Origin of the sequence: Acetitomaculum ruminis DSM 5522 (assembly GCF_900112085.1) — a bacterium.
Lineage (GTDB): Bacteria > Bacillota > Clostridia > Lachnospirales > Lachnospiraceae > Acetitomaculum > Acetitomaculum ruminis.
This window is the reverse complement of record NZ_FOJY01000001.1, coordinates 93,747-106,187: the sequence shown is the minus strand read 5'-3', so window position 1 is coordinate 106,187 and position 12,441 is coordinate 93,747. Positions and strand designations below refer to the sequence as shown.

At 33.3% G+C, this 12,441-nt stretch carries 11 protein-coding genes; all 11 read right to left on the bottom strand.

Going from position 1 to position 12,441, the window contains the following annotated elements:
- Positions 1–63 precede the first annotated feature (63 nt).
- The 11 genes from amrS to BM153_RS00415 all read right to left on the bottom strand — a co-directional run bounded on the left by amrS (position 64) and on the right by BM153_RS00415 (position 12,399).
- Positions 64–945 (bottom strand): AmmeMemoRadiSam system radical SAM enzyme, encoded by an 882-nt coding sequence (gene amrS / locus BM153_RS00465; RefSeq protein ID WP_242949043.1) that lies wholly within the window; start codon positions 943–945, stop codon positions 64–66.
- A gap of 15 nt (positions 946–960) precedes the next feature.
- Positions 961–2,349 carry an AmmeMemoRadiSam system protein A gene (gene amrA / locus BM153_RS00460; protein ID WP_092869948.1) on the bottom strand — a complete coding sequence of 463 codons (1,389 nt, stop codon included), beginning with the start codon at positions 2,347–2,349 and terminating at the stop codon, positions 961–963.
- Positions 2,350–2,375: 26 nt separating this feature from the next.
- The gene (locus BM153_RS00455) at positions 2,376–4,565 is read right to left on the bottom strand and encodes an ATP-binding protein (protein WP_092869814.1); all 2,190 of its coding nucleotides are present in this window, start codon (positions 4,563–4,565) and stop codon (positions 2,376–2,378) included.
- Positions 4,566–4,621: 56 nt separating this feature from the next.
- Positions 4,622–4,801, bottom strand: coding sequence for a hypothetical protein (locus tag BM153_RS00450; RefSeq protein ID WP_092869813.1), 180 nt, complete (start codon positions 4,799–4,801; stop codon positions 4,622–4,624).
- A gap of 161 nt (positions 4,802–4,962) precedes the next feature.
- Entirely contained in the window at positions 4,963–5,415 is a 453-nt protein-coding gene (locus BM153_RS00445) for a hypothetical protein (RefSeq protein ID WP_092869812.1), read from the bottom strand.
- A 529-nt stretch (positions 5,416–5,944) separates the two neighbouring features.
- Complete coding sequence (locus BM153_RS00440) at positions 5,945–6,352, bottom strand: hypothetical protein (protein ID WP_092869811.1); 408 nt, start codon at positions 6,350–6,352, stop codon at positions 5,945–5,947.
- Between the two features lie 354 nt (positions 6,353–6,706).
- Entirely contained in the window at positions 6,707–7,480 is a 774-nt protein-coding gene (locus BM153_RS00435; protein ID WP_092869810.1) for a TIGR00341 family protein, read from the bottom strand.
- 242 nt (positions 7,481–7,722) lie between these two features.
- The gene (locus BM153_RS00430) at positions 7,723–8,721 is read right to left on the bottom strand and encodes a GGGtGRT protein (protein WP_092869809.1); all 999 of its coding nucleotides are present in this window, start codon (positions 8,719–8,721) and stop codon (positions 7,723–7,725) included.
- A 14-nt stretch (positions 8,722–8,735) separates the two neighbouring features.
- Positions 8,736–9,428, bottom strand: a complete 693-nt coding sequence (locus BM153_RS00425) for an iron-sulfur cluster assembly scaffold protein (protein WP_092869808.1) — start codon at positions 9,426–9,428, stop codon at positions 8,736–8,738.
- 238 nt (positions 9,429–9,666) lie between these two features.
- On the bottom strand, positions 9,667–10,335 hold the full coding sequence (locus tag BM153_RS00420) for an acyltransferase (protein ID WP_092869807.1): 669 nt from the start codon (positions 10,333–10,335) through the stop codon (positions 9,667–9,669).
- Between the two features lie 3 nt (positions 10,336–10,338).
- Positions 10,339–12,399 carry a DNA topoisomerase gene (locus BM153_RS00415; RefSeq protein WP_092869806.1) on the bottom strand — a complete coding sequence of 687 codons (2,061 nt, stop codon included), beginning with the start codon at positions 12,397–12,399 and terminating at the stop codon, positions 10,339–10,341.
- Positions 12,400–12,441 lie beyond the last annotated feature (42 nt).

The window sequence follows — 12,441 nt, the reverse complement described above, 5'->3', positions numbered from 1 at the left end:
TACACAGGGTTTTTGGGGATGTTAGAAGTAAAAATGCAAGAAGAACTTACTTATAATTAACCATCAACAGTTTCCTTCGTAAACATACTTCAAATTTTGTTTTGCTATATCTGCCAAATGATAAACCAGTTCCACGTCTGTAGCATTAACATTTTTCATTTTATTTCTTGGGAAAAATCTTGAAATATGGTAAGGAATATTCTCACCGTTTTTTAAAGAAGCTATCCATTTGCAAATATCTACCATTTCTTTATCTGAATCATTATATCCGGGAATAATCAAAGTAGTAATTTCCACATGACATTTTTCCGAAGCCTTTTTTATAAAATTCATGGTCTGGTCAATATTTCCACCTAAAAATTCACTATAAAAATTTGAAGAAAAACCTTTAAAATCAACATTTATAGCATCAATTAAAGGAAGAATTTCTTCTAATATTTCAATTTCACATGTGCCGTTGGTAACCAAAACATTTAATAAACCTGCTTTATGAATAAGCTTTCCGCAATCTCTTACATATTCGTACCCGATTAGAGGCTCGTTATAGGTAAATGCCAGACCAATATTATTTACCGGTACCTTTGAAACTGCAAGATAACACAATTCCTCCGGTGAAATATATTTTGTCGGAATTTTTGGGGGATTTTTATTACAGGAAAAGGAAATCTCATAATTTTGACAAAATGGACAGGACAAGTTACAACCATAACTTCCCACTGATAAAATTTTACTTCCTGGATGAAATCTTTTAAGGGGTTTCTTTTCTATGGGATCAAGGCATAGAGAGGAAATTTCACCATAGTTTTGGGCCACCACTTCACCCTCTTTACATACTCTTCCATGACAAAATCCCCTTTGTCCTTCCCCTAATCTACAATGTCTAAAACAAACGGGGCAGGTTGCCTTATCTGTTGATTTTAAAGGTTTTGAGCAATTTTCCATCATTATCATCCCCCCATTTTAATAATGTCTTATAACTTCAAATCGCTGCAATTTTACATCTTTTTCATATTCACCAATAGAGGCCTTTCTTTTTGCAATACTGATTTGTTCGTCAACACTGTCTACTCCCTCAAGATCAGGAAGTAAAAGACCTCTCCTGCTACCTTTTGTAACTATTACACCATATTTTTTTACATCAAGCTCCCCTGTTGAAGAAATATCTTCCGGCTGACCTAATACATCTACAGAATATTCTAAATATTTCAACTCGTTTTTTGTAACAGGATTAAACCTTGGATCTCTTGCACAAGCACTTATGGCATTCTGGCATATTTCTTCAGCTACAGAATCAGTTGTGGGACATATTGTGCCAATACATCCCCTTAGCTGACCTCTCATATGAAGACTTACAAAGACGCCTGCCTTATTTTCATACATTTCCTCAGGCAGGTTCCCCGGTAAATCCATTAATTCACCCTTATCAACATAATTTTCTATAATTAATCTAGCTAAGGATACGTATTCGTCTTCATTACTTTTTCTGTCAGCCAGCTTTTTTTCTTCTTTTTTCTCATGTCGGGTAAAAAAATCCCTGGATTCATCTGTGCCCAATACTCTAAAACTGCAAACACCATATCCCACTCCTGTAACATCCTCATGGGAATAAACGGTTGTGTCTATGCTAAGTTTGTCAAAAGCTCCTGCCATTATTACAAAAGAACGGTGCCCGCATTCCGCTGATTTTTCAAGTAAAACCGGGTCAAATTCCAATAATTCTTCAAAAGCAGCCCTTCCCATTACATTCATTATTTTTTCATCATAAACAGGGCCTGCCTCGTCAAAACCGTAAGGACCGTCATGTTTTAATTTATGGGATAAATCTCCACTTGCAACAATGGCTACTTTTTTGTTTAATTCTTTTGATGCTCTTTTTATAAGGCTTCCAAACTGATATTGTTCCTCCAGAGAAATTCCTGAAATGCCTATACGAACCATTTCAAAATTACTGTATTGCTTTTGAATAAAATACAAAGGCACCATACTTCCATGGTCTAAATTTTTATCCTTTTCTCCCAGATATCCGGCAGGTATATAAAAGTCCTCTGCCAGTTCACATAATCTGTTTGAAAATTCCGAATCATATCTGACACTAAACTTAACCTGTCCTGCCCCAAATGCTGATAAATTCCCCTTAGCTTCATATCCCGGAGAAATGTGGAGATAATCTGCATACATTACGCTATGAGGAGAAATTAACACTATAGTTTCCGGTTCAAGTTCTGCTATGAATTTAGACGCTTCCTCATAGGCTTTTCTTGTTTTTTCTATCTGCTTTTCTCCTCCCTTACCTACTTCCGGTATAATTAGCGGAGGATGAGGTACCATAATTCCACCTAAAATAGACATTTCATCTTCTCCTTCCCCCAAAGGACTTACCCCTGTCCTCTGATTGTTGCTATAACACTTTCTTTATATTCCAATAGTTTTTCCCATTTTTTATTATACAATTCTATATCTTTATGTTTATCGCAACATGTCAATGCTTTATCAATATTATCAAGGCATCTTACTATGTCGCCACATTCCAACATTATCTTTGCACTGGTCAAAAATACCTTATCAATCACATCCAAATCTTTACTGTAAAGCTTTAAAGCCAGCTCCTTGGCCTTTTTGGCAAATGTATGAACTTTTTCTACATTTTTGTCAATATAGGTATAATATAATGCCATTGTAAGTCTATATACATATCTCATTTCTGAATAGGGTTCAATGTAGTTTTTAACAATCCTTGAAGACCTTGCCAGTAATCTTTTTATTTCTCTTTGACCTGACTTGCTATTTGCATTTGCTTTTATAAGAGTTGTAGCTTTATCAAGGTAATATTCCAAAAGAAGCTCCTTTGCTCCTGTTTCAAAGGATTTTTCCATATGCACTATTGCTAAATCATTATTGTATAATGCTTCCAAAATATAGCCATTTTCAAGCCCACCACTATAATCATCTGAAATAACCTTATCGTAGTATTTTGCTTCCAGATAAAAATACATTCCTAAAACATGGTGTGAAGGATGGACATCCACATAATCTGCTGCCCTGTCAATTGTTTTAACAGCATTTATCAAATCCCCTTTATGCAAATAGCATTCCAAAAGCTTATCAAAAAGCACCATTACTGCAATAGGATTACAATAAGCAACATCTTTAAAAATCTCGTTTACACCGTCAATGATAAATTCAGAATCTTTTGTATTTAATAAAACTATATATAATAAATTTCCAAAAATTCCCTGATGAACAAATTTTTCTTCATATCTGCCAGAAATATCCAAAACTGTCTTTGCTAAATCAATATATTTGTTCAGGCTTTCCTCATCAATTTTATCTATATATTTGTTGTTATTATTTGATAATTTTCCTTTAAATAATTTATTTTGGCCCAATCGGTCATAGACAGTATCTGCAACAATCTCCAGTCCTTTTACTGTATTAACTTTAATTTTAGAAAACAGATTATCATTCTCAAATCCTTTAAACTCAAGGCTGCACAAGAGTTCAGGATACTTTAAAACAGGATTATTATTAAAAATACCATAATAAAGAAATGTCATTAAATCAGTGGCTTTTTCATAATAAAAATCCTTCCATTCCCGGTTTCTAATATTTTCCAGAATAAGGGGATGAAGCATAAGTTTATTGTCCTCAATTTCCAAAAAGCCATTTTTTTCAAGTAATAATAATTCCTTTTCATTCTCTAAATTAAGGGCTTCCATAATAAGCTTACTATCAGCTCCATCCAGATAAAATAGGGATATTACCTTTAAAACCGCCATGGCATTTTTAGAAAGACGGCTTATTTTAAACATTTTATCAATTATCCGTCCCGTGGTCTCCATAAATAAAAGGGGATCCTCCAAATCCAGTTCATTTTCCATTGCAATATCAGCTGCCTCTTCTAAAGTTATATGGGACAGGTTAATTTGCTTTGCCATTAAGGAAATCAATAAAGAATGCCCCTTTAAAGAGTTTATTATATTTTCTACATAAGGTTTTTCTGTCTGCGAAATACTTTTATTGTTATTGTAGGCATATAGACTCAATAAGTCATTTATATCATCTAATGCCCCTATTTTTAAGATTTCTTCCTGGTCATCAGTTGAAATATCCTTTGAAATAATTACAGTTTTAAAGCCAAACTCTATAAGCAGCTTAAGCTCATCATCAAAATCACCTTCATAGTCATCTATAATAAGTAAAACCTTTTTTTCATTAAGAATTTTCTTTAAAACAGTACTTTTTCTTTTAAAATACTCCCTATCATTTTCTTCTGATATTTTTTTTACACCGTGGATATTTATAATTTCATCATCTCTTATAATACTTTTAATATTTTTTGAGTGATGTGAATATATTATTCCATCCAGATTATCTTTATGAGATAAGGAAAAGCTTTTTATTAAGCTTGTTTTTCCAAACCCTTCCTTCCCAGTAATAAAAATGCATCTCTTTTTTGAATCCATTAACCAGCATTCCAACTGATTAAGTTCCTTCTTTCTCCCTAAAAGATTCTGAAAATTCATTAAATTACTGCTTTCAATAAAATTTTTTATATTTTTATCCACGCTCAAACGCCCTTTCACATTTTTTAAATCAAATTTTCTATCAATATTATTTTAAACTAAAAGCAGCCTCTATGGACTGCCTGAATCATCTTATGTAAATCAATCTCTGTGACTGAGTAACATTCATTAATATAATGATCTACAAATCTGGAACTACCCTTAAATTCAAAATATCCCTTTATTATAAAAACAATTAAAATGATAAAAATAATAAAACCAAATACCTTTCTTATCATCCCTAATTAGTTCCTCCTTAAAACATCCCAAGTCTAACTCATTATAACTTATATTTCCAATTTTTTGAAGTGTCTTAATATTTTCATCAATTAATTATATTTATAATGTGGACATTTTTAAATCTGCTATTTATCTGTTTGGTAATGTATAATCAGACTACTTATTCCAAATCGAAATTTTCCTCATCGTCCAAATAATCTCCATCGTAGGGGCTTTGTTTTTCGTAACCTCCCCAAAACTCAGGAAGTTTGTCTTCATTTCTCTTATGTGTTTCTATTTCCTCAAGCCGTTCTTCTATTTCATCTAATCGCCCTGATTCAAAATCTTTTAAACTTTCTTCTAATGATTTTATCCTGGCAATAATATCCTCAACATTGACATTATCTTTCTCAAAATCTTCTATTTTTTTCGAAATCTTCTTATAAGTTTTCATTACCTTTTCCATGTCAGATTTTAAAACTTCTATTTGCTCATTTACATTTTGGAAACCGCTTTCTACATTTTTTCTGTATTCTTCTAACTTGGAAACCGCTTCTTTAAGCTGAACCAAATCATTGCAAACTTCTTTATTTTTATCTTTATTATTTGTCTGTAAAAATTCTTTATTATCCATGTACAAAACCTCCAGGAAAATAATGATTATTTCACACATAAGTATTATCGGTGCACTTAGAAAAAAACACAACAAAAAAAGCTCCTTTTTACCGGTACACAGGACATGTACCTCAAAGGAAGCTTTCTTTGGTTGAATTTAGATCTTTTGAAGTAATATATATGAAGTTTACTTAACTTTCAAATTTTAAAGGAATATCCGGCATTGTCGACCAAATTTTTCATTTTCATGCCAAATTCCGCCGACAATTGCATATTCCTTGAGAGTTATACCATATAAGAAACTATTCTTACTTCAATGGTGTCAAGCGTTGAGTGGTGAGTAACATACTAAATAAAGTAAGAATCAAGTCCATCACATGATATACACTCTCATATCATTTCTTTATTCACAGCGCCGAAGACTAACGAGTCAATAAAGAATGATATAAATTATTCAAATGCTGACATCAAAATTTTATCATAGATTATTATGCCTTTGGGTAAATTGCATAAATATCACTTATATTTACATAATTAGCATTTTTTCCTTAATCATCCCCTAAATTTCCATTGATAAGTCTGACAATATAATGAATTGCCAATCTAAATACATCAAATACAGCAAAAAATACTACGAATCCTAACAATCCAAATTCAATATCTTCAAAATCCATTGTCCCGGTATGGGTAATTCCCTGACCTATTTCAATGGCAAAATTTACAACAATAATAAGGGTAAAAACATAAATCCATGTTATTGCCATGATATGTTTTGACTTAGCCAGGGATAAAAACAAGGGATGAATTAAAAAAATAAGTATCATCCCCAGTATACCAATAACCAAAAAATGTAACTGCTTATCTGAAAAATTATATTCATATGCATCATTTAAAGTATTAATTTTGTCATGTATTATAGATATCCAGGTAACAATATGATATAAAACTGTTTCCATTTTAGTCTCCTTCCTTCTTTTCTATATCCTGTCTGTAGTTTTGCGTAAAACAGACAGCAAAAAGATTCCCCGGATACTTAATATATAACTTTTTTCATTAAAATAAAAGACAAATCATTGAATATTAAGATTTTCTTACACTTTTTGTCATAAAAGTCTTCAATAACTATGTTTTGAACGTAGTGTAAGCAATCCCCCGCTTCAAAAGCGTAAGCTTTAAGCGGGGGTATAAGCTTACTAGTGTCAGAAGGGGTTAAAGCCCCTTCTGACAGGTGGCACAAAGTGCCACTGCGTTCATGAGGAAGTAGCGAAGCGGATTCCGAATGTCCGCTTTACGAATTTTAAGCGAAAACCTTAATGATGAACGAGAGAATATGCAATCAATATCAATGGTAAGAGGACAATTAAAGTGTTTCTTAACATTTTGCGTTTTCTCTCCTGTTTTTCTTTTGAGGATAGCTCTCTGATTCTTTGAGTACCTATAATATCAAGAACTATACACGAAGATAAATATATAAAATATGCATTTATCGTGAAAAGATAAAATGCACCTAAAAGCATTTTAAGTTTCCAGTTGGCTATTGCATAGCCACAGGTGCATAAAGGTGGCATTAGGGCTGTTGCTATAGCCACCCCGGGAATAATATTATTTGCCTTGTCTTTTCTGGTTTGTCCCACCATACCGGCTATACCCCCGGCAATAGCTATAATTACATCATAAAAGCTGGGACTTGTCCTGGCAAAGAGTTGCTCAGTAACTTCTTTTAAAGGCGATAAGCTAAAATAAATCGTCGCGGTAAATACGCTTATAATTATCTGGAAAATAAAACCAGCCAAATGCTTTTCAATCATAAAGCTGTTATTGGACACAGTACCATAGGCTATAGCCAAAATAGACCCCATTAATGGGGAAATAAGCATGGCTCCTATTACTACCGGTATAGAATTTGTATTTAATCCTACAGAAGCGATAAGCATGGCACACATCATAATCACCATGTTTGTTCCGCTTATCTTACCTGCACTGACTATTCTTTCTCTGATATCTTCACTTGAAGCAACATCTTCCGATAATGAAAACATTTTTTTTATAGCTTCATTTAAGCTATGTTTCTTAAAAGAATTCATAACCTCTCCCTCATCCGTTGATTTTAAACGTTTTTTGCATAATAATTATGATTTTTTTGTTGATTTATTTCTATTACAATTACTAAAAATCATATATTCCTATACATAATATATTTCGGTTTTTTATTATTTTTTCTTACAATTACAAAGTTTTGTTTGCAAAAAATACGGCCATCCCAAAATACTTTTAGTATAAATGGATGACCATATATTTATAAGATATGCTTTAAACTATTTTCTGATTATTTAAATGCTTCCTCTATGGAAACTGCTACTGCAACTGTAGCACCAACCATTGGGTTATTACCCATTCCGATAAGTCCCATCATCTCAACATGAGCAGGAACTGATGAAGAACCGGCAAACTGAGCATCTGAATGCATACGTCCCATGGTATCTGTCATACCGTATGAAGCAGGACCTGCTGCCATATTATCAGGATGAAGAGTACGACCTGTACCACCACCGGATGCTACTGAGAAATATTTCTTTCCCTGCTCAAGACGTTCTTTTTTGTAAGTACCTGCAACAGGATGCTGGAAACGGGTAGGATTTGTTGAATTTCCTGTAATGGAAATATCAACATTTTCCTTATGCATTATAGCAACACCTTCTGTTACATCATTGGCACCATAGCAATTTACCTTTGCTCTAAGTCCGTTGGAGTAAGCTTTTCTATATACCTCTTTTACCTCTCCTGTATAATAATCCATTTCTGTTTCAACAAATGTAAAGCCATTAATTCTTGAAATAATCTTTGCAGCATCTTTTCCAAGACCGTTTAAGATAACTCTAAGAGGTTTTTGTCTTACTTTATTTGCTTTTTCTGCAATTCCTATTGCACCTTCTGCAGCTGCAAATGACTCATGTCCAGCTAAGAAAGCAAAACATTCTGTTTCTTCTTCAAGAAGCATTTTGCCAAGATTTCCATGTCCAAGACCAACTTTTCTTCTATCAGCTACTGAACCTGGAATACAAAATGCCTGAAGTCCCTCACCAATAGCTGCTGCTGCATCTGCTGCTCTTTTAGCACCTTTTTTAATAGCAATGGCAGCCCCAACTGTATATGCCCAACATGCATTTTCAAAACAAATCGGCTGGATTGATTTTACCTGATTATAAACATCAAGTCCGGCATCTTTTGTGATTTTTTCTGCTTCCTCTAATGAAGAAATGCCATAGCTATTTAAAACTTTATTAATATTATCGATTCTACGTTCGTATGATTCAAATAATGCCATGTTTTTACTCCTCCTTACTCTCTACGCGGATCAATGATTTTAGCTGCATCGTCTACACGACCATATTGTCCTTTTGCCTTTTCCCATGCAGTATTAGCATCGTCACCATCTTTAATAAAATCAGTCATTTTACCAAGATTTACAAATTGATAACCTATGATTTCATCGTCTTCATCAAGAGCAATACCTGTAACATAGCCTTCAGCCATCTCAAGATAACGAGGACCTTTTTTCTTTGTTCCATACATTGTTCCAATCTGTGAACGAAGTCCCTTACCAAGATCTTCTAAGCCGGCACCTACTGAAAGTCCGCCTTCTGAGAATGCACTCTGGCTTCTACCATAAATAATCTGTAAAGCCAACTCTCTCATTGCTGTATTTATCGCATCGCATACCAGGTCTGTGTTCATTGCTTCAAGTACCGTAAGTCCCGGAAGAATCTCCGAAGCCATAGCGGCAGAATGGGTCATTCCTGAACAACCAATAGTTTCAACCAATGCCTCTTCAATGATTCCATCCTTTACATTAAGGGTGAGCTTGCAGCATCCCTGCTGAGGAGCACACCATCCAATTCCATGAGTAAATCCTGAAATATCTTTTACTTCTTTAACCGGCACCCATTTTCCTTCTTCAGGTATAGGTGCTGCACCATGATGTACACCCTGAGCAACAGGACACATGTTTTCAATTTCTTTTGTGTATATCATTCTATATACCCCTTTCTTTTGTCTGTATCTTGTTTTCCCAAAACGAAACTTTACGTTTTTCACACGCTTAATATACGTGAGCAATGCCTAAAATTATATAGTTAATTCCTGACTTGCCATACACATTTTAGATTTTCTCATATAAAATATCTTTTGTCTACATACTATTACTCAAATTGTAGATATTTGGTATAAATAATACGGAATTGTAGATATTTTTTAGTATTTGTTAATGCATTCACATTTTTATTTCGACTATTTCACTGGATTTTTTATATATACTATCACCTTTTACACATCCTCTTACCATTGAAAGGGGATATACTCTGGAGCCTTTTCCTATTACACTTCCTGGATTTAACACACTGTTACAACCTATTTCCACATTATTTCCAAGAATAGCTCCAAATTTCTTTAATCCTGTTTCTAAAACCGTATTACCATTTTTTACACAAACCAAAGTTTTGTCAGATTTTACATTGGAGGTGATGGAACCTGCGCCCATATGAGCTTTATAGCCCAATATCGAATCACCTACATAGTTGTAGTGAGGAGTTTGTACATTGTCAAATAATATTACATTTTTAAGCTCTACAGAGTTTCCTACAACACAATTTGAACCTACTATTGCATTACCTCTGATAAAAGCACAATGTCTTACCTGAGTATCAGGGCCGATAATTGCAGGTCCTTTAATATAGGCAGATGGAAATACTTCGGCAGATTTTGCAATATATACATCTCCTTCTCTTTTTTCATATACTTCAGGGTCTAAAGTAGGGCCAATCTTTTTAATAAAATCTCCTATTTCCGGCAATACTTCCCATGGATAAACATATCCATTAAATAATTCCTTAGCAATAGTTTTTGTTAAATCCAACATATTTTCTATTTTAAATTCGTCCATCTTTTATACTCCTTTGTTTTCTTTATTTGATTTTGTTGTATTACTCTTTTTTTCATTTTTACCTGACTTTTGATAATAATTTGCAATCAAGTCATATTGTCCTCTTAAATAATAAGAATTGTTTTGATTTCTGACATTTAATGTATGCATGGTTACAAATTTTGTAAGTTTATCCATATATTCTTCTTTTGAAATTTCACCATTTGCCACCATAGTAAGTCCTTTTTCCCAGCTTGCAGTAAGTTCCGGATTTAAAAGTGACCTGATTGAAGCATTTACCACATCATATACCATTTCACCCATTTGACTTGGCGTGATAATCTGTGTCTTTTTATTCAATGATATATAAGCAATATTTTCAAGTTTTTTGAGTATCTCTGCCCTTGTAGCTGAAGTTCCGATACCGCTTCCGTTTATTTGCGCTCTTAATTCCTCATCTTCAATAAGATTTCCTGCATTTTCCATGGCTAAAATCATTGAACCTGAATTATATCTTTTTGGCGGGGTTGTTTCTCCTTCTTTTATTGCAAATCCATTTACCTTAAGTGTGGTACCTTTTTTTATTTTTGCCATAACATCCGCTGATATAAAACATTCATCCTGGGATTTTTTCTTTTTTTCCTCAATAAATGTATAATCAAGAAGTTTTAAGTATCCTTCTGAAACCAGTATTTTTTCATTAATATGAAAGTTTTCGTCTCTAACGGCAATTACAAGTGCATTTTTCTGATACACCGCCGGAGGACAAAAAATGCTTAAAAATCTTTTTACAATTACTTCATACACATTCCTGTGAAGATTTGATACTGAAGTTAAAGCATTAAAACCCTGACCTGTAGGAATTATGGCATAATGGTCAGTTATCTGTTTATCATTAACATATCTGCTTTTATTGATATTTTTATATTTTTCTTTTTCTAATATCCATCTAGCGTAACTGTTGGCATAATCTATGTTTAAAAGCCCCTTAATATTTTTATGTATTTCTTTTCCTATGGCCGTGGATAAAACTCTGGCATCTGTTCTTGGATAAGTTACAAGTTTCTTTTCATATAATTCCTGTACAACTTTTAAAGTATCATCCGGACTTATTTTAAATAATCTTGAACATTCATTTTGCAGTTCGGCTAAATTATAAAGTAAAGGAGGGTTTTTGTTTTCTTTTTTAGATGATTTTGATATTACTTTTCCAATTACCTCATCATCTTCCTGCAGATAGTCTATAAGTTCTTTAGCAGTATCTTTTTCTAAAAACCCATTATCTTTATACAATTTTGGAGAATTGAAATATTTTGAATTTTCATGAACTTTCCATTCTCCCTCCAGGAAAGATTCATTATTTTCTTCATCAAAATCGCATTGGAAAGATGCATTTACCTTATAAAACGGGGTTTTGACAAAGTTTCTTATCTCTCTTTCTCTTCTGACTACCATTCCTAATACACAAGTCATTACCCTTCCTACTGAAATGGCACTGTATTTTTTTTGAAGGTAATATGTTATTCCACCAGCATATTTTAAGGATAGTACTCTGGAAAAATTTATTCCCATAAGATAATCTTCTTTTGCCCTTAAATAAGCCGCATCCGACAAATCATCATAGGCCGAAATATCTTTTGCCTCTTTTATACCTCTTAATATTTCTTCTTCTGTCTGGGAATCAATCCATACTCTCTTTTGCTCCTTATCCTTTACTCCTGCCATTTGAGCTACCAGACGATAAATATATTCTCCTTCTCTTCCTGAGTCAGTACAAACATATATTGTAGAAACGTCTTCTCTGTTTAATAGTCTACTTACTATCTTAAACTGCTTTGAAACCTGTGGAATAATCTCGTATTTAAATTCTTCAGGAATAAAGGGAAGTGTTTCCAGAGTCCATTTTTTCAATTCCGGATTATAGGCATCCGGATAACTCATGGTAACCAGGTGGCCAACGCACCAGGTAACGATACTGTTTTCACTTTCCATATAACCGTCTTTGTTTGAAAAATTATCTTTTATTGCCTTGGCAAATTCTTTAGCAACGCTTGGCTTTTCTGCAATATATAATGCTTTGTTCAATATTCTCCTCTTTTCAGTGCAAAAGCATCATCCCTAAATAGA